17 protein-coding genes are annotated in these 17,698 nt (G+C 71.0%); 7 read left to right on the top strand and 10 right to left on the bottom strand.

Annotated elements, in window-relative coordinates; genetic code table 11:
* Nucleotides 1–8: 8 nt before the first annotated feature.
* Nucleotides 9–1,223 carry a CehA/McbA family metallohydrolase gene (locus LXN57_RS38785; protein WP_251803211.1) on the top strand — a complete coding sequence of 405 codons (1,215 nt, stop codon included), beginning with the start codon at nucleotides 9–11 and terminating at the stop codon, nucleotides 1,221–1,223.
* A 7-nt stretch (nucleotides 1,224–1,230) separates the two neighbouring features.
* Nucleotides 1,231–2,451, top strand: coding sequence for an EAL and HDOD domain-containing protein (locus LXN57_RS38780; RefSeq protein ID WP_251803210.1), 1,221 nt, complete (start codon nucleotides 1,231–1,233; stop codon nucleotides 2,449–2,451).
* Between the two features lie 38 nt (nucleotides 2,452–2,489).
* On the opposite strand, the gene LXN57_RS38775 is transcribed toward LXN57_RS38780, so the two are convergent.
* From LXN57_RS38775 to LXN57_RS38760, 4 genes are all read right to left on the bottom strand, one after another.
* Nucleotides 2,490–3,644: an RNA polymerase sigma factor gene (locus tag LXN57_RS38775; RefSeq protein WP_251803209.1), complete on the bottom strand. Its 1,155-nt coding sequence runs from the start codon at nucleotides 3,642–3,644 to the stop codon at nucleotides 2,490–2,492.
* Nucleotide 3,645: 1 nt separating this feature from the next.
* Nucleotides 3,646–3,975 (bottom strand): YciI family protein, encoded by a 330-nt coding sequence (locus LXN57_RS38770; RefSeq protein WP_251803208.1) that lies wholly within the window; start codon nucleotides 3,973–3,975, stop codon nucleotides 3,646–3,648.
* Between the two features lie 174 nt (nucleotides 3,976–4,149).
* The gene (locus LXN57_RS38765) at nucleotides 4,150–5,145 is read right to left on the bottom strand and encodes a LacI family DNA-binding transcriptional regulator (RefSeq protein WP_251803207.1); all 996 of its coding nucleotides are present in this window, start codon (nucleotides 5,143–5,145) and stop codon (nucleotides 4,150–4,152) included.
* A gap of 89 nt (nucleotides 5,146–5,234) precedes the next feature.
* Nucleotides 5,235–6,269: a HAMP domain-containing protein gene (locus tag LXN57_RS38760; RefSeq protein WP_251803206.1), complete on the bottom strand. Its 1,035-nt coding sequence runs from the start codon at nucleotides 6,267–6,269 to the stop codon at nucleotides 5,235–5,237.
* A 171-nt stretch (nucleotides 6,270–6,440) separates the two neighbouring features.
* Here LXN57_RS38760 and ahcY point away from each other — a divergent pair, with 171 nt between their 5' ends.
* From ahcY to LXN57_RS38735, 5 genes are all read left to right on the top strand, one after another.
* Entirely contained in the window at nucleotides 6,441–7,916 is a 1,476-nt protein-coding gene (gene ahcY, locus LXN57_RS38755) for an adenosylhomocysteinase (RefSeq protein WP_251803205.1), read from the top strand.
* 57 nt (nucleotides 7,917–7,973) lie between these two features.
* Nucleotides 7,974–9,623: a Na+/H+ antiporter gene (locus tag LXN57_RS38750; protein ID WP_251803204.1), complete on the top strand. Its 1,650-nt coding sequence runs from the start codon at nucleotides 7,974–7,976 to the stop codon at nucleotides 9,621–9,623.
* Between the two features lie 12 nt (nucleotides 9,624–9,635).
* A complete protein-coding gene (locus tag LXN57_RS38745) occupies nucleotides 9,636–10,028 on the top strand; it encodes an NUDIX domain-containing protein (RefSeq protein WP_369077299.1) in 393 nt (130 codons plus the stop codon).
* A 92-nt stretch (nucleotides 10,029–10,120) separates the two neighbouring features.
* The gene (locus tag LXN57_RS38740; protein WP_251803202.1) at nucleotides 10,121–11,236 is read left to right on the top strand and encodes a hypothetical protein; all 1,116 of its coding nucleotides are present in this window, start codon (nucleotides 10,121–10,123) and stop codon (nucleotides 11,234–11,236) included.
* Entirely contained in the window at nucleotides 11,236–11,916 is a 681-nt protein-coding gene (locus tag LXN57_RS38735) for a LamG domain-containing protein (protein ID WP_251803201.1), read from the top strand. Before LXN57_RS38740 ends, LXN57_RS38735 begins: the two co-directional genes overlap by 1 nt.
* Nucleotides 11,917–12,018: 102 nt before the next feature.
* On the opposite strand, the gene LXN57_RS38730 is transcribed toward LXN57_RS38735, so the two are convergent.
* The 6 genes from LXN57_RS38730 to LXN57_RS38705 are packed head-to-tail and all read right to left on the bottom strand — an operon-like array spanning nucleotide 12,019 to nucleotide 17,697.
* Nucleotides 12,019–12,582 (bottom strand): DUF1707 SHOCT-like domain-containing protein, encoded by a 564-nt coding sequence (locus LXN57_RS38730; protein ID WP_251803200.1) that lies wholly within the window; start codon nucleotides 12,580–12,582, stop codon nucleotides 12,019–12,021.
* 37 nt (nucleotides 12,583–12,619) lie between these two features.
* On the bottom strand, nucleotides 12,620–13,507 hold the full coding sequence (locus LXN57_RS38725) for an NmrA family NAD(P)-binding protein (protein WP_251803199.1): 888 nt from the start codon (nucleotides 13,505–13,507) through the stop codon (nucleotides 12,620–12,622).
* Between the two features lie 20 nt (nucleotides 13,508–13,527).
* Nucleotides 13,528–14,943 carry an L-fucose/L-arabinose isomerase family protein gene (locus LXN57_RS38720; RefSeq protein WP_251803198.1) on the bottom strand — a complete coding sequence of 472 codons (1,416 nt, stop codon included), beginning with the start codon at nucleotides 14,941–14,943 and terminating at the stop codon, nucleotides 13,528–13,530.
* Complete coding sequence (locus LXN57_RS38715) at nucleotides 14,940–15,533, bottom strand: LutC/YkgG family protein (RefSeq protein ID WP_251803197.1); 594 nt, start codon at nucleotides 15,531–15,533, stop codon at nucleotides 14,940–14,942. The genes LXN57_RS38720 and LXN57_RS38715 overlap by 4 nt, the downstream gene beginning before the upstream one ends.
* Complete coding sequence (locus LXN57_RS38710; RefSeq protein WP_251803196.1) at nucleotides 15,530–16,957, bottom strand: LutB/LldF family L-lactate oxidation iron-sulfur protein; 1,428 nt, start codon at nucleotides 16,955–16,957, stop codon at nucleotides 15,530–15,532. Before LXN57_RS38710 ends, LXN57_RS38715 begins: the two co-directional genes overlap by 4 nt.
* Nucleotides 16,954–17,697, bottom strand: coding sequence for a (Fe-S)-binding protein (locus tag LXN57_RS38705; RefSeq protein ID WP_251803195.1), 744 nt, complete (start codon nucleotides 17,695–17,697; stop codon nucleotides 16,954–16,956). The genes LXN57_RS38710 and LXN57_RS38705 overlap by 4 nt, the downstream gene beginning before the upstream one ends.
* Nucleotide 17,698: the final 1 nt, after the last annotated feature.

Raw genomic sequence — 17,698 nt, 5'->3', positions numbered from 1 at the left:
CTCCTCGGGTGAGCGCACCGCATCACCACAACCGTGTCCGACGACGATCCCTGCTGGCCGGCGCCGGCGGACTGGCCTTGCTGGCCGCGACACCCGGTCGTGCGCCGGCCGCCGGCGACCGGCGCACGTCGAGAATCAGCCGGGGCACCACCCTGGCCTACGCCGACCTGCACAACCACACGCTGCTCTCGGACGGTGTGGGCGAGCCCGAGCTGGCGTTCGCGTCGATGCGCTCGGCCGGGTTCGACGTGGCCGCGCTGACCGACCACGCCACCGACCAGGCGTTGACCGGTCTGACCGGCCGGAAGTGGCGGCAGCTGGGCAAGCTGGCCGACGGCGCGTACCGGCCCGGCTCGTACACGACCCTGCGCGGCTTCGAGTGGTCGCACTCCCACCTCGGCCACATCAACATCTGGTTCACCGACGAGTTCGCCGACCTCGACACGGCCGGTGACACGGCCGCGCTCTACGAGTGGCTCGCCGGCACGTCGGGCATCGGCAGCTTCAACCATCCGGGCCGGCAGCGCGAGCAGTTCGGCGATTTCGCGTACGACGCCCGGATCGCCGGCCAGATGGTCGCGCTCGAGATGTTCAACAACGGCGACGACTACCTCTTCGGCGGCTGGCCGACGCACCACTCGCCGTTGTCGGCCTGCCTCAACGCGGGGTGGCGGACGGGGCTGACCGGGGTCTCCGACGAGCACGGCGGGGACTGGGGCCACGACGAGGACAAGGGGCGTACGGGTCTCTGGCTCACCGGGAACACGCGGGCCGGGGTGCTGTCGGCCATGCGGGCGCGGCGCTTCTTCGCCAGTCGCGTCGACGCGCTGCGGCTGGACGCGACGGCCAACGGCGTACGGATGGGTGGCCGCCTGCCGATCGCCAAGGGTGACGTGACGTTCCGGGTCGACCTGGACGCCGGCCCCGCACTCGCCGGGCGGACGCTCTGCCTCCAGGTGCTGCGACCGGGGACGACCGTTCCCGAGGTGGCGGGCCTGCTGCACTTCACCGCCGGCGAGGTCGTCACGGTCACGATGCCGCTCGACGTCTCGGACGGCGACTGGGTCGTGCTGCGTGTCTCGGACCCGGCCCTGGACAACCCCATGCCCGGTCCCGAGGGCCACGCCTGCAACGACTTCGGCCTGGCCTACGCGAGCCCGTGGTGGCTGACCGGCGGATCAACCCCGGCCAAGTCATCAACTCGGCACCCGTACGGCCGATAGGCAGCGCGTGAAACCATCGGAGGCAGGCGACGGCACCAAGCTCGTGCACGTCGGGCGCCAACCCATCTTCGATGTGCACGGTGACGTGGTCGCCTACGAACTGCTCTTCCGCGGCAGCATGGATGCCGTGGCGGCGGGCCGGCAGGACACATACGCCACGAGCACAGTGATGATCAACGCGTTCACCGAGTTCGGCATCGGCGAGGTCGCCGGCGACCGCCTCTGCTTCATCAACCTGACCCGGGAGTTCCTCGCCGGCGACCTGCCCCTGCCCTTCGGCCCGGCCCAGGTGGTGCTGGAGGTGCTGGAGACGGTCGAGATGGACGACGAGGTGATCGCCGGGGTCACCCGCCTGGCCGAGGCCGGCTACCGGATCGCGCTCGACGACTTCGTCTGGGGCTCCGGGCACGAGCAGTTGTTCGGCCTGGCCTCGTACGTCAAATTGGATCTTCTCGACGGCGACGTGAGCAACCTCGACGAGGTGGTCGCGGCCGTCCGGCAGTTCCCGAACATCCAGCTCGTGGCCGAGCGGCTCGAGACCGATGAACAGCTCGCGCTGGCCGACCACTACGGCATGGAACTGCGCCAGGGGTACGCCCTGAGCCGCCCCCAGGTGCTGACGGTCGCCAGCCTCTCCCCGTCCCGCCTGCGCCGCCTCGAACTGGTCACCGCGCTCAGCGCCCCCGAGACCGACATGCCCCGCATCGTGGCCATCATCGCCAGCGACCCGGCCCTCTCGCTGCGCGTGCTGCGGGCGAGCAACTCCGTCGCGGCCGGCCACGCCAACCGGGTCTCGTCGGTGCGCCAGGCCGTGGTGATGGTGGGGCTCAAACACATTCGCCAGTGGGCGATGCTGATGGTGCTCGACGAGGTCGGCGGCCCCGCCGAGGAGCACATGCTGGGCGTGCTGACCCGGGCCCGGCTCTGCGAGAACGTGGCCCAGTGGTTCGGCGCGGCGCCCGACGCGGCCTTCATGTCCGGCGTGATCAGCGGCGTGGCGCGGGTGCTGGGCATCCCGTCGGCCGAAATGGCCGAGCAGTTCCCCCTGGCGCCCGCGGTGACTGCGGCGCTGACCGACGGCACCGGGCGGCTCGGGCAGGTGCTGCGCGCGGTCGACGGGTACGAGAAGGGCGAGCTCGGCACGTACGACCTGGCCCCGCAGTACATGGACGCGGTGCGCTGGTCGACGCGCGCGCTCGACGCCTCCAACCGGCTGGCAGCGGCCTGACGCGTTTTCCCCCGCTCGGGGCCCGCGGTCGTCGAGATTCAGAGTTCGGCTGCCCGGGCCAGCAGGGCTCGGCGTTCCGGTCCTTCTCCGGCCGCGGCGGCAGCCTCGCGGAACAGGTCTTTCGCGCGCTGATGGTCGCCGGCGCGAGCGGTCAGGTCGGCCTCGACGGCGATGACCATCGGGTAGGTGTCTCTGATGTCCCTGGTGTGCTCGAGCAGTTCGAGACCCCGGCCGGCGCCGAAGGCGTAGCCGTGGGCCACGGCCCGGTTGAGGGCGATCACCGGGGTCGGCTGCACGCGAGCCAGCTCGTCGTACCAGAGCGCTATCGAGCTCCAGTCGGTGTCACCCGGTGTGACGGCGGTGGCGTGACAGGCGGCGATGCGGGCCTGCAGGGCGTACGGGCCTTCGACCGGGGTGCGCTGCAGGATCTGCACGGCCTCGGCGATCGCGGCCCGGTCCCAGCAGTCGCGGTCCTGACGGTCCAGGGGCACCAGGTCGCCGGCCGTGTCGCGCCGGGCGTGCCGCCGCGAGTGCTGCAGCAGGAACAGCGCCAGCAGCGACGCCACCTCGGATTCGGTGGGCATCAGCGTGCCCAGCAGCCGGGCCAGCCGGATCGCCTCGTCGGCGAGCAGCGGTTCACCGTCGTACCCGCGGTTGAACAGCAGATACAGCACCGCCAGCACCCCCGGCAGACGCTCGTCGAGCGCGTCGCCCTCGGGCACCCGGTACGGGATCCGCGCCGCCGCGATCTTCGACTTGGCCCGGGTCAGCCGCCGCGTCATCGTCGCCTCGGTGACCAGGAAGGCCCGGGCGATGTCACTGGTCGAAACCCCGGCCACCGTACGCAGGGTGAGCGCCACTCGCGCCTCCAGAGCGAGCGCCGGATGGCAGCACGTGAAGATCAACCGGAGCCGGTCGTCCCTCGGCGCCGGGGTTTCGATCATCGCCATCTCCCGCAGCTTGCGATCCTCCACGGCGGCCCGCCGCAGCACGTCGAGAGCCCGGTTCCGGGCGACCGTCATCAGCCAGCCGCCCGGATTCTCCGGAACCCCGTCCCGCGGCCACCGTTGCAGCGCGGTGGCCAGGGCGTCCTGCGCGCAGTCCTCGGCGAGCGTCCAGTCGCCGGTCACCCGGATCAGGGTGGCGACGAGGCGCCCCCAGTGCTCCCGGTGCGCAACGGCGACGGCGTCCATGTCAGAGGTCGGCGTACGGCCGAAGCTCGACCCGACCACCGTGGGCCATCGGGTGCGCGGCCGCGACGGCGATCGCCTCGTCCAGGTCGGCGCACTCGAGGATGTCGTAGCCCACGATCACCTCTTTCGTCTCGGTGAACGGCCCGTCGGTCAGCAACACCTCACCGCCGCGCACCCGCACGGTGGTGGCGGCCGTCGGCGGCGCCAGCACGTTCCCGTCGAGCCGCCGCCCCGCCGCGTCGTTCTCCGCCACCCAGACGTTGATGTCCGGCACCCGGGACTCATCGGTCTCGGGCTCGGTGTCGGTGCAGACGAACATCATGTACTTCATGGCTGTCTCCCCATCTCGTTCCGCATCTTCACCCACATGACGAACGCCGCCCACCCCATCCGGACAGCCGGACGAAACTTTTCCCCGCCGCACCCGTCTTTCTTCGCCGCGCTCGGCCGTGGTGCGGAAACACAGGTTCCGCCGGGCAAGGGATTCGCCCTGCGTGCCTCTGTTTCACGCCGATGGCAAGTTGGGCGGGGTGACGACCTGGACGCTGGACAGAGTCGAGCGAACCGGGCCGGGCACCGCTCCGAGCGACTGGAGGATGGCCAGGCAGGCCGCGCGCAGGTCGGAGCGCACGTCGTGGTGCAGCACCGCGGACAAGCGGCCGGTTCGCAGCAATCCGGTGTTCTCGTCGTCGAGGTCATGGGCCACGAAGGCGTCGTAGTTGCGGTGCTCGGCGGCAAAGGCGTCGATGACGGCGGCGGTGTGGCCACGCTCCGGGGTGTAGACGGCTCGTATCGACGGATTGGCAGCCAACGTGGCTCGCACGTGGGTGGAATCGGTCATCCGGAGGCGGCGGTTCGAGGATCGGGTGCGAAGCTCAGCCCGGAACCCGGCAAATCGTTCAGCCACGGCGGGTGAACGGATGGCGGCCGGGCCGGCGGGCGAGTCGGCGGCGGTGGCCGGAAGAACGATCAGCACGTCGCCGGCCCGGTCGGCCAGCCACTGGTCGATCAGGTAGGCGGCGGTGGCTCCGGCTTCGGGCTCGGCCAGGCCCACGTGGGCCACCCGCTTGCTGGCGGGCAGGTCGGTGTTGAGGGTGACCACCGGGATCTCCAGGCGGCCGATCGCCTCGACGAGCTCGGGTGACTCGGCGGCCTCGAGGATCAGGCCGTGGGACTGGGAACGGGCGACCTTGGCCAGCTCGGTCAGCGGGTCGGCGGCGGGGCGCAGGCGGGGGCGGATCACGGCGGGGCGCAGGGCCGGCAGTTCGGCTCGCAGGGCGGCACCGGCGCGGGTTCGGTCGGCGACGATCAGGTCGACGGTGAACGTGCGGGCCGGCAGCGGTGGCTGGTCGTGGCGGCGGTCCAGGGCCGCTATGGCCTGGTGGACGTCGCGGATCGTGCTCTCGCGGACGCCGCCACGGTGGTGCAGCACGCGGTCGACGGTGGCCTGGCTGAGACCGGCCTGGGCGGCGATCTCCCGGATCCGGTGCGGATGCTTCACGAGGACCCCCATTTCCCGCGTACAGGATGAGGGGTTTCTGAGGGCCCATGGAAGAGCCTTGATGTGTGGTCAGCCCATCGCGTGACTGGTCATGCGTCACCGTCGAGCAGGGCGACCATGCGGCGGTGCTCGTCAGCCATCTGAGCCAGCAGCAGGTGGCGCTGGGTGGCCGGCATCTCGGGGTTGTCCATCAGCTGGTCGAGCTGGGTGCCCAGGTCGGCCAGGCTGGGGCGCAGCTCGTCGACCGCGGTGGAGGCGGGCGCGGGCGGCGGCTCCACCGGTGCCGGAGCGGGAGGAGGAGCAGGAGCGGGCGCCGGCGGTTCGACCGGAAGCGGAGCAGGGGGCTCGACGGCCCGGATCTCGACCGTCGGGGCGGTGACGGCCGCGGGCGCGGCCGGCGGCTCGACCGTCGGGGCGGCCGGCGGCTCGACCGTCGGGGCGGCCGGCGGCTCGACCGTCGGGGCGGCCGGCGGCAACCGGACACCGTCGGGTTCCGGGGCCTCGTACGACCGCGCGCGGGCCAGCAGATCGTTGAGCGTGGCGGTGAGCTCGGCCACCTCGCGCGGGCTCTTCACCTCGGGCAGATGCTGATCGGGGTCGGCCGGATCGAGGTCGCGGGCGGCCGACAGCAGACGCTGGAAGGGACGCAGGACGAGGCCGGTCGCGAACCAGACCCCGGCCGCGCTGAGCAGGGCGGCGAGCAGCACCAGCAGATCCACGATCAGCACGTTATCGTCGTGCTGCTCCTCGAGACCGTTCAGGCTGACCAGAATTTGCAACTGGGCGCCGGTCACGAGCGTCTGGGCCAGCGAGCGCCACTCCTCGTCGCCCGAGTTGACGGTCGAATAGCCGTCGCTCACCGGCAGCGGGAAGCCGGCCGACGAGCCCACCTGCTTGAGCATCTCGCCGTTGGCGATCAGCCGGATGGCGAACGTCCCGTCCGTCGGCAGCGAGCCGTTCTTCGTCGCCGCGGCCTTCACCCGGTCGGCCCGCTGGGCGAGCGTCCGGTCGAGGTCGGCCCGGTCGCGATGGTCGATGCGCACGACGATGACCAGCCCCGCGAGGGCGACCACGAGGGCGACGAGCGCGGTCACGGTGAGCGTGAGCTGAGTGCGGAGCCTCATATTGGGGCTTTGATCCTCACGACGTGGCGGGAAAGAAGTCGGGCACTCGGTTAAGCTATTACCTGCCCGCGTCGAGAGGCGCTGCGACGGAACCGGTGTGCCGGTCTCCGCCACGCTCGACCCGGGTTTCATGACCTCAAGGGCGCCTCCTGATGAGGGAGGAGCCCTCGCGTGAGCACAGATCTTGCCAAAAGCCGTCTGACCTCTGTCAACGGGGTCGAGTTCGCAGTAGCCGACCTTTCGCTGGCCGAGGCGGGCCGTCACCAGCTGCGTCTGGCCGAGCACGAGATGCCCGGGCTGATGTCCCTGCGCAGCGAATTCGGCGACAGTAAGCCGCTCAGCGGCGCGCGCATCGCCGGCTCGCTGCACATGACCGTGCAGACCGCTGTCCTGATCGAGACGCTGGTCGCGCTCGGCGCCGAGGTGCGCTGGGTGTCGTGCAACATCTTCTCGACCCAGGACGAGGCGGCCGCCGCGACCGTCGTCGGCCCCACGGGCACCGTCGACGCGCCCGCCGGCGTGCCGGTCTTCGCCTGGAAGGGCGAGTCGCTCGAGGAGTACTGGTGGGCCACCATGCGGCTCTTCGACTTCGGCGACGGCCGGGGTCCCAACATGATCCTCGACGACGGCGGTGACGCCACCCTGCTCGTGCACAAGGGTGTCGAGTTCGAGGCGGCCGGCGCGGTGCCGCAGGCCACCGAGGACGACAACCACGAGTACCGGATCATCCTCGAGACCCTGCGGGCCAGCCTCGCGGACGACCCGCAGCGGTTCACCCGCATCGCGTCCGAGATCCGCGGCGTGACCGAGGAGACGACGACCGGTGTGGCCCGGCTCTACAAGCTGGCCAAGGAAGGCACGCTGCTCTTCCCGGCGATCAACGTCAACGACGCGGTCACCAAGAGCAAGTTCGACAACAAGTACGGCATCCGGCACTCGCTGGTCGACGGCCTCAACCGGGCCACCGACGTGATGCTGGGCGGCAAGCTGGCCGTGGTCTGCGGCTACGGCGACGTCGGCAAGGGCTCGGCCGAGACGCTGCGCGGTCAGGGCGCCCGTGTCGTGGTCACCGAGGTCGACCCGATCTGCGCGCTGCAGGCCGCCATGGACGGCATGCAGGTCGTCCGGATCGAGGACGTCGTCGCCGAGGCCGACATCTTCATCACCACCACCGGTGGCACCGACATCATCACGGCCGCGCACCTGTCGTCGATGAAGCACAACGCCATCGTCGGCAACGTCGGCCACTTCGACGACGAGATCGACATGGCCGGCCTGGCCAAGGTGCCCGGCATCGAAAAGGTCGAGATCAAGCCGCAGGTGCACGAGTGGCGCTTCCCCGACGGTCACTCGGTGATCGTGCTGTCCGAGGGACGCCTGATGAACCTGGGCAACGCCACCGGCCACCCCAGCTTCGTGATGTCGAACTCCTTCACCAACCAGGTGATGGCGCAGATCGAGCTGTGGACCAAGCCCGGCGAGTACGAGAAGCAGGTGTTCGTTCTCCCGAAACACTTGGATGAGAAGGTTGCCCGGCTGCACCTCGACGCTCTGGGCGTACGCCTGACCACGCTCACCAAGAAGCAGGCGGAATACCTCGGCGTCGACATCGAGGGCCCGTACAAGCCCGAGCACTACCGCTACTGACAACTGCTCTTTCCCCGCCCGGCCGCATCGGCGGGGCGGGCGGGGAAAGATGGTTTTGTGCACGTCGAGGAAACCCTGCTCTTCATTCTGGCCGCCGTCGCAGTGATCATCGCCATGCGGTGGATCTCGGAGAAGACCGGACTGCCGGCCGCTGCTCTTCTGACCATCGCCGGCATCACCTACGCAGTGCTTCCCGGACCGAACGTCGAGCTCGAACCTGAGCTGATCATGACGTACGTGATTCCGCCGCTGCTCTACAGCGCGGCGCTCGACTCGTCGCTGCTCGACATCCGGCGCCACCTGCGCACCGTGATCAGCCTGTCGGTGCTGCTGGTGCTGGCCACCGCGCTGCTCATCGGTTTCGGCATCAGCTGGTGGGTGGGCGGCGCCACGCTCGCGGCCGGCATCGCGCTGGGTGCGGCCGTGGCCCCGCCCGACCCGGTCGCCGCGCTGGCCGTGGGCCGCCGGGCCGGGCTGCCCGGCAAACTGATCACGCTGATCCAGGGTGAGGGCCTGCTCAACGACGCGACCGCGCTCACCATCCTCACCGTGGCGATAGCGGCCGCCGACGGCGACGGCTTCTCGTTCCCGTCCGCTACCGGCAAGTTCTTCGTCATGGCGATCGGCGGCGTGGTCGCCGGTATGGTCGTGGCCTACGCGATCCGCTTCATGCGGCCACTGCGGAGAGACACGCTGAGCTCGAACGCGATATCCCTGGCGACCCCGTTCGCGGCCTACGTGCTGGCCGAGTCGGTGCACGTCTCCGGCGTGCTCGCCGTGGTCATCGCCGGCCTGATCATCGGCCACGACTCGTCCCGCCACAGCATGGCGGCCAGCCGGCTGCAGACCACCGCGGTCTGGCGCCTGGTCGACTTCCTGCTCGAGGGCCTGGTCTTCCTCTTGATCGGCCAGCAGCTGCCGACCGTGGTCGACGAGCTGAGCAACTACACGACGGCGACGATCGCCACTGCCGTCGGCGTGACCGTCGGGGTGACGCTGCTCCTGCGCCCGCTCTGGCTGATCCTCACGCAGTTGCTGCCCCGCTCGCTGCACATGCGGCTGGGTGGCGAAGCTGACGTCGCGGCCGACGCGGAGGGCCCGTACCGCACGCCCCGCGACCGCGAGAAGGCCCTCAACGGCCGCGAGGTCACCGCGCTCAGCTGGGCCGGCACCCGCGGCGTGATCAGCCTCGCGGCGATCTTCACGCTGCCCGCATCGGTGCCCAACCGGGAGCTGCTGCACTTCTGTGCCTTCGTGGTCGTGCTGGTCACGCTGCTCGGCCAGGGCCTGACGTTCGCGCCGCTGGCGCACTGGCTGGGTCTGCGGGCCAACAAGACGGACGAGGCCCGGGAACGCAACGAGGCGCGTTCGGCCGCGGTGCAGGCCGCCCTCGACCGGCTCGACGACGTCCAGGCCGAAAAGCACGACCACGTCGAGGACGTGGCCATCGAGCACATGCGCAAGCAGCTGGAGGTTCGCCTCGAGCGCTACCGCCGCCGCCTCGACCTGCTCGAGAAGGCCGACTCCGACCAGGTTCCGGCTTCCCCGCAGTACGAGGCGGCCCTCATGGTGCGCCGCATGACGATCGAGGCCCAGCGCGAGGAGCTCTTGCGCTGGCGCGACGCCGGAAACCTGAACGACGAGGGGCTACGCATCCTCGAACGCGAGCTGGACCACGAGGAACGCCTGCTTCCCGATCGCAGATAAGACCGCGACCGGGTGTTGATGGTTCGCCGCTCGGACACGGCCGAGTGGGCGCTGACCACCGGCTGCCTCGAGCCGGGCGAGCAACCCGCCACCGGAGCCGTCCGCGAGGTGTGGGAGGAGACCGGCATCGAGGTCACAGTGGAACGTCTGCTCGCCGTCGAGGCGCTCGATCTGGCCGTCGCTCCCAACGGCGACCAGATCCACTGGCTCTGTGTCGGGTTGCTGTGCCGCTACGGCGGCGGCACAGCCCGGGTCAACGACGACGAGTCGGTGGCGGTGGGGTGGTTCGCGGCGGAGGCGCTCCCGCCCCTGCCGCCGCACCAGGCGCGATGCGTGTCGCTCGTGCTGGCCGGCGGCAGGGGGGTGTGGCTGGCTGAGAGTGGCTTCACTTCACCGTCAGTTTGAGCCGAGCTGACGGTGGCGGCGACGCCCACGCAACGGCGTTGATACGGCGGATTCAGCGCGCATCCTCGACGCGCGTGGCGCGTTGACACGGCGTGCGTATCTCTCAGCGTGTCCGCCGCGCAGCCGTCGCCGGCGCCGTCGCCCTCGCCGTGTGCGCCTCGGCGCAGCCCGCCCTCGCGGTGGTCAGCTCCTTCGCCCACCGGGTCACACCGTCGTTCAACGGCTCCGTCCACGCGATCGCTTACCGGGGCGACACGGTCTATGTCGGCGGTTCCTTCACCCGGATGACGATCGACGGCCGCACCGTGACCCGTAACCGCATCGCCGCGTTCTCGGGCCGCACCGGCGAACTGCTCGACTGGGCGCCGTCGGCCGACGGCACGGTACGGGCCCTGGCCGTCACGCCGGGGTGGGTCTACGTGGGCGGCGACTTCGACGAGATCAACGGCGAGGAACGTGAGTCGCTCGCTCGCATCGACGCGGGCGACGCCGAGGTCGGCTCCTTCGACCACAGCATCACCGGTGGCGTGCGCACGCTGGCCGTCGGTCACGGCCGCCTGTACGCGGGCGGCGCCTTCAGCCGGGTGGACGGCGAGCGGCGCGGCAACCTGGCCGCCTTCTCGCTGGGCAACGACCAGCTCGACGACAGGTGGGCGCCGCGCGCCGGCGGGGTGGTCAACGCCTTGGCCGTACGCGGCACCCGGGTCTATCTGGGCGGCAGCTTCCCGCGCCGGCTGTCGGCAGTCAACGCGACCAGCGGCCGTGACGACAGTGGTTTCCGCCCGGACGCGCCGGCCCTGGTGCACTCGGTGGCCGTCGACGATGCCGGTGTGTACGCGGCGATGGGAGGCCCGGGCGGACGCGCTGCGGCGTACTCGCCGAGCGGGCGTACCCGCTGGACCCGGGTCTTCGACGGCGACGCGCAGGCCGTCGCGGTGCTCGACGGCGTGGCCTACGTCGGCGGTCATTTCGACCGGGCCTGCGCCAACGGCGACGGCGCGGCCGACGGCGAGTGCGACGCCGGATCGGTGTCCCGGGTGAAGCTGGCCGCGGTCGACCGGTCGGGCGCGCTGAGCCGCTGGGCGCCGCAGGCCAACGGCGTGGTCGGCGTGCGCACACTCGTGGTGAACGGCGCGACGGTGATGGTCGGTGGCGACTTCACCACGATCGGAGGCCGGACCGCGCGGCGTTACGCGTCCTTCGGATGATGCGGGCACTGCTGGCCGCCGCGCTGGTGGTGGCCGCGACCGGAACGGCTCCGGTCGAGCGGGTCCGCTACACCTTCGACGGACCGGCGCCGCTGGCCGACGTCTCGGGGCACGGGCACGACCTGAGCCCGGTGAGCCGTTACGGCGGCTCGTTCAAGCTGGTCGCGCGGGACGGCGGGAAGGCACTCGCTTTCCCGGCGCCCTGTCACGCCGAACCGTGTCCGCGGATCGCGCTGCGGGCCGCCACCACGACCGAACTCAACCCGGGCCGGCGTCCGCTGCGCTACGGCGCCACCGTACGGCTGGCTGCTGACCAGACCACCAAGGGCGAGAACGTCATGCAGAAGGGCTATTCGGCCCGCGGCAGCCAGTACAAGCTGCAGGTCGACGGGCTCGCCGGCCGGCCCAGCTGCGTGCTGGTCGACGACCGCCGGCCCGAGATCCACGCCGCGATCAGCAGCGTCGGGGTGGCCGACGACCGCTGGCACACCCTGGAGTGCCGCCGCGCCGGCAGCCACCTGACCATCCTGGTCGACGATGTGCCCCGCGGCCGTGCCACCCTGCCTGCCGATCTGTCCGTGAGCAGCCGCCTGCCGTTCAGCATCGGCGGCAAGGGTTCCTACCCCGACAACGACCAGTTCCAGGGCGCCCTCGACGACGTCTGGGTCGACATCGGCTAGCGACCAACCGACGCGGGCCTGCGGGGGCTCGGTGATCAGCTGTAGCGGTTCTCGGCCACGGCATCGCTTCCCCGCGCAGCGGTACGCGATGCGACGCAGTGCCTACGCCGGGGGCAGCGCGTACGGCCTGGAGACCACCTCGACGTTGCTGAACCACGTCGTGATGTGGACGCGGATCTCGGGGGTGCCGGGCAGGCGGGGCACCGCGGCGAGGTGCAGGTTGCGGGCCGAGAAGACGACCGTGCCGGTCACGTCGACCTCGACGCCCTCGGGCACGATGATCTTCAGTTCGCCGAACGTGCAGCTGCCGGCGATCTCGATGACGTCCTGGTCGGTCAGCACCTCACGCAGGTCGAGCTCGGCCGAGCCGAACAGCGTGAACAGCTTGAGCCGCGGCTCGCGCAACCGCCACCGGCCGCGGCGCTTGTTCTCGCTGAAGATGGTGACGACCTTGTCGACCGTGCGGGCCGAGCCCACGATCGGCGTCTGGCTGAGGCCGGCTGAGGCCTCGGCCAGTTCGTCGGCGGTCTGGGCGGCCCAGACGGCGCCGACCCGCACGCTGAACTGTTCGAGCGTCAGGCGGCCGTCGCCGCACGCCCGTTGGAGCAGCTCGGCTGCCTGCTCCCGCTCGGGTTCGGACGGCGGCACCCGCATCGGTGTGGTCACGGTGGCGATCCTAGGGCCTACGCGCGACGACGCGAACCTATTCCTTTGTGGATGGCCCTGCCGCCGCGCGCAGCGTCCCGTACGCCCACGACGCCAACGTGGTCGGCGTCGTGCTCCGGAAGTCCCGTGGCTGCTCGGGCTCGAAGTCGTCGGGGATGCCCGAGGTCATCGCGGCGATGCCGGCCGCGGCCACCTCGCTCAGCCCGGCGCCGGTCAGTGCCTCCCGCAGCTGCTCGTCGGCGATCTGCACGGCCGTGACGGGCCGCCCGAGCGCCGCTCCCAGGATTTCGGCGGCCTCGTCCCAGCTCAGATCGGCCGGCCCGTGCACCGCCGCGACGGTGGAGCCCGTCCAGCCGGCCAGCAGCCGGGCCGCGGCGAGGTCACCGACGTCGCGGGGGTCGACCCACGGCATGCGCCGCGACGGCGCCACGGTGGTGGCCAGCACGCCCTCGCGCAGGCTGTCGAGCATGCCCAGCAGGTTGGTGAAGTAGTAGCCGCAGCGCAGCGTGAGCAGGTCGGTTCCGGTCGCGGCCAGCTGCTCCTCGTTGCGGGCGAGCCCGTCGATCAGGCCGGCGCCCTGCCGCAGCTCGGCGCCGACGCTGCTGATCTGCAGCACCCGGGCGACGCCGGACGCGCGTACGGCGGCTGCGGCGTTCTCGCCCATCGCCACCATGTCGTACAGCGGATCCGGCACGTCGAACGCCTCGGGCGTGGCCCAGAAGACCGACTCGGCGCCCTCAAACGCGCCGGCCACGAAACCCGGGTCGAGCAGGTCGCCCTGAGCCGCCTCGACCAGCGGCAGCAGACCGGGCGGCAACCTGTCCGGGTCGCGCACGAGCACCCGCGGCCGGACGCCCGCCTGCACGAGCACCTGGACGACGCGGGAGCCGACATTTCCGGTGGGGGTGGTCACGACAATCGTCATGCCACCCCTCAGTACCCGGTTCAGACCTGCCGGAACTCGATACCGAGCAGGCTCGCCGCCGCCCGGTAGTCGGCCGCGCGGTGCCCGAGCGAGAGCGACCAGTGGTGGCCGACGCCCGAGGCGCTCCAGTCGTCGACCCACTCGCCCGGATCGCGACCGAAGTCGACCCGGCTCGTGGTGTTGCCGATGGCGAGCAGCGGCCCGTCGACCACGGTGCCCTCGCCGGCGATGAACGACAACGAGCCGTCCCGGTCCTGGCCCAGGCCGAGCAGGGTCACCGGCCCCGGGCGTACGTCGAATTCGACGCTCACACCCCAGCCGCGCTTGCCGTGATAGACGCCGAGGCCGCGCAGCAGCGGCTGGCGCGAGCTGACGGCCAGGTGGGCCGGCCCGTCGTGGCCCATCTCGACCACGTTGTCGGTGAAGTTCAGCGCCTGGATCTCACAGAACGAGCCGCCCGCCCCGGCGACCTGGGTGGCCAGCTGGGCGACGGTGGTCCGCAGCTCGTACTCGCCGGTGGCCGGTATGCCACGCGCGGTCAGCAGCGACGCGCCCAGGATCATGCCGGCGCCCAGCCGCTCGTGCTGCTCGCCGTTCAGCCCGCGGTGGTAATAGGCGAGGCTGTCGAGGTCGAAGTCGTCGGCGAGGCGGTCGAGCCCCACCGAGACCCGCGCGCCCCAGGCGAAGTCGTCCTCGTTGACCGAATCGTCGAGCAGGAAGATCTTGCGGGCCAGCTCCATCCGCTCGGCGACCTCGTCGTCGGTGGCCGCGAGCGTGCGTTCCCGCAGGTCGTCGAACTCCAGCACCTCGACGTGCGAGCCGAAGGTGGCCGGCAGCAGGGTGAGGTCGGTCGAGACGTCGAGCATGCCCGGGTAGAGGTGGCCCATGAGGCCGTGCCGGGCGTTGCGCAGAGCCGCGCGTACGCGGGCCGCAGTGATCCATTGCGAGATGCGCGCCCAGGCCGACTCCTGCCGCAGCCAGCCGGTGACCGACCGGAACGGGATGCCGGCCCGCCGGAACAGGTTGCCGACCTCGGGCACCGGGCACTGCCCGCAATAGGCCAGCCACGCGCCGGTGTCGAACGTGGCGTGATCCATCTTCTCGGTCGGCTGCAGGTCGATGACCAGCACCGGGCTGTTGGCCCGCTGCGCGATCGGCAGCACCATCGACGAGGTCAGATACGTGGTCAGGAACAGCACGATCAGGTCGCAGTCGGCCTGCCGCAGCTTCTCGGCGGCGGCCGCGCCCTCCTGCGCGTCGGAGATGAAGCCGACGTCGGTGACCTCGGCGTCCATCTGCTGGAAGCGTTCGGAGACGTAGCGGGCGGACTCCTCCAGCTGCGGGAGCAAATGCGGGAACTGCGGCCAGTACGTGCCGAGCCCGCCCGCCACGAGCCCGATGCGGATCTTCCGGCGCGGTTTCGGAGTGAGGATCATGCTGCCTCCCAGAGGACGACGTGGAGGTTGCGGGGGCCGTGCACCCCCTCGACCCGGTTGAGTTCGATGTCGCTGGTCGCGGACGGCCCACTGATCCAGGTCAGCGGGCGGCCGGGGTCGAGCCGGGCGACGGCCTCGGGCACCGAGGCCACCACCTGCTCCGGCCGCAGCACACAGATGTGCAGGTCGGGCAGGAGTGAGAGGATGCGCCGGCCCTGGTCGGGCGACGCGTCGAGCACGATCGTGCCGGTCTCGGCGATCGCCACCGCGGCCGCGGTGAGCACCCCGTCGGCGGCGGCGATGTCGGCCGCCGAGAGTCGATCATCTACGCGGGCGGGCACGCCGAGCGGCAACCACTCCGGGGGCAACCCCGGCGGCACTACAAGGGAGCCGCTGCCGATGATTTGCCGCACGAATCGGGAAATATCCGATCCGCGATGCACGGCAGCCTTGTAGTCGACGAGCCGGTCGACCAGCAGATCAAGATCCACCGGCGCCGCGCCACGACGGTAGTCGCGCGGAATCTCGGGCGCTGCCGACGACGCTGACAGTGCCTGCCGGATCCGGTCCAGGATCAGCTGTTTGCTCATCGCCCCCGCCACCAATCGCGGAACGACTCGTCCGGCGGGGACGGCAGGTCGCGGCTCGCAGCCCACCCGTTCAACGGTGGCGGCAGACCGCGTCCCCGCCGGCCAAGCAGCTTGGCCAGCTTGGCGGCCCGCTGCGCGCGCCGATAGAGCCGAGGCCGGTCCATTGTGTACGCCGCCGCGGCCATCGCCGCCTTCTCCGTACGCGGGTGCGGCGCCTGATTCCGCAGGTGCACCAGGATCGAGGGGATGTCGATCTTCACCGGACAGGCGTCGAAGCACGCCCCGCACAGCGACGACGCGTAGGGCAGCGACGCATTGTCCTCGATCCCGGTCAGCTGCGGCGAGAGCACCGCCCCGATCGGGCCGGGATAGACCGACCCGTACGCGTGCCCGCCCGTCCGCTCGTAGACCGGGCACACGTTCAGGCAGGCCGAGCACCGGATGCAGTGCAGCGCCGAACGGCCCACCTCGTCGGCCAGCACAGCCGTGCGCCCGTTGTCGAGCAGCACGAGGTGGAAGTTCTGCGGCCCGTCGCCCGGGGTCACCCCCGTCCACATCGACGTGTACGGGTTCATCCGCTCGCCGGTCGACGCGCGCGGCAGCAACTGCAGGAAGACCTCGAGATCCTGCCAGGCCGGCACGACCTTCTCGATGCCCATCACGGTGATCAGCGTTTCCGGCAGGGTCAGGCACATCCGGCCGTTCCCCTCCGACTCGACCACGGCCAGCGTCCCGGTCTCGGCGATCCCGAAGTTGGCTCCCGACACCGCGACCTTCGTCGACAGGAACGTCTCACGCAGATAGCGCCGCGCGGCTGCGGCCAGGTCGGCCGGGTTGTCGGTGAGCGCCGGGTCGACGCCCGGCATCTCGCGCAGGAAGATCTCGCGGATCTCCGAGCGGTTGCGGTGGATGGCCGGCACCAGGATGTGCGACGGCTTGTCGTGGCCCAGCTGCACGATGAGCTCGGCCAGGTCGGTCTCGACCGGGTCGATCCCGGCCTCCCCCAACGCCTCGTTGAGCCCGATCTCCTGGGTCGCCATTGACTTGATCTTGATGACCCGGCGCTCGCCGGTCTCTCTGATCAAGTCGGTGACGATCCGGTTGGCCTCCTCGGCGTCGGCCGCCCAGTGCACCACTCCGCCCGCAGCCGTGACCTTCTCTTCCAACTGCTCCAACAGGCGGGGCAAATTCGCCATCGTGTACGTCTTGAGAGCGGACCCGGCCGACCGGAGCTCCTGCCAGTCAGGCAGTTCGGCGATGACCCGGCCCGACTTGCCGCGAATCGTGGTCGTGGCGTGCCGAAGGTTGCTCCGCAATTGGGGATTGGCGAGCGCCACCCGGGCCGCGGCGGGAAACGGCTCGTCCCCGCGAAGGTGCCCGACGCCGCGGGGCGCACGGGCGGGCATGCCGAGGAAGGTGCTCACCTCGCTGCCTCCACTTCCGTCGACGCGAGAATCTCGGCGAGGTGTACGGTCCGCACGCCGGCGCCAAGACGCGACAGGCCGCCGCCGATGTGCATGAGACACGAGGCGTCGCCGGCCGTGCAGACGTCGGCACCCGTCTCGAGCACGTGCTGCATCTTGTCGGCCAGCATGGCGGTCGACGTGTCCGCGTTCTTCACCGAGAACGTGCCCCCGAACCCGCAGCACTGCTCGGCCGCGGGCAGCTCGACCAGGTCGAGGCCGCGAACCTGGCGCAGCAGCCGTTGCGGCCGGTCGCCGACCCGCAGCACGCGCAGCGAGTGGCAGGTCGGGTGGTAGGTGACGCGGTGCGGGTAGTACGCGCCGACGTCCTCCACGCCAAGCACGTCGATGAGCAGCTCGGACAGCTCGTACGTCCGTCCCGCGACCGCCTCGGCCGCGGCGGCCAGCCCCTCGTCGCCGGCGTGCCGCGCGACCATGGCGTGCTGGTGCCGGATCGAGCCGACACAACTGCCCGACGGCGCCACCACCAGGTCGCACGGCTCGAAGGTGCGCACGTATCGGCGTACGAGGGGAAGGGCTTGACTCTGATAGCCCGTGTTGACGTGCATCTGGCCGCAGCAGGTCTGCTCCAGCGGGAAGACGACCTCGTGGCCGAGCCGCTCGAGCAGGTGAACGGTCGCCTTGGCCGCCGCCGGGAACATGGTGTCGGCGAGGCAGGTGGCGAACAGGGCTATTCGCACC

It is taken from the genome of Paractinoplanes hotanensis, from assembly GCF_023717965.1.
GTDB lineage: Bacteria > Actinomycetota > Actinomycetes > Mycobacteriales > Micromonosporaceae > Actinoplanes > Actinoplanes polyasparticus.
This window is presented reverse-complemented; position numbering and strand designations above follow the sequence as displayed.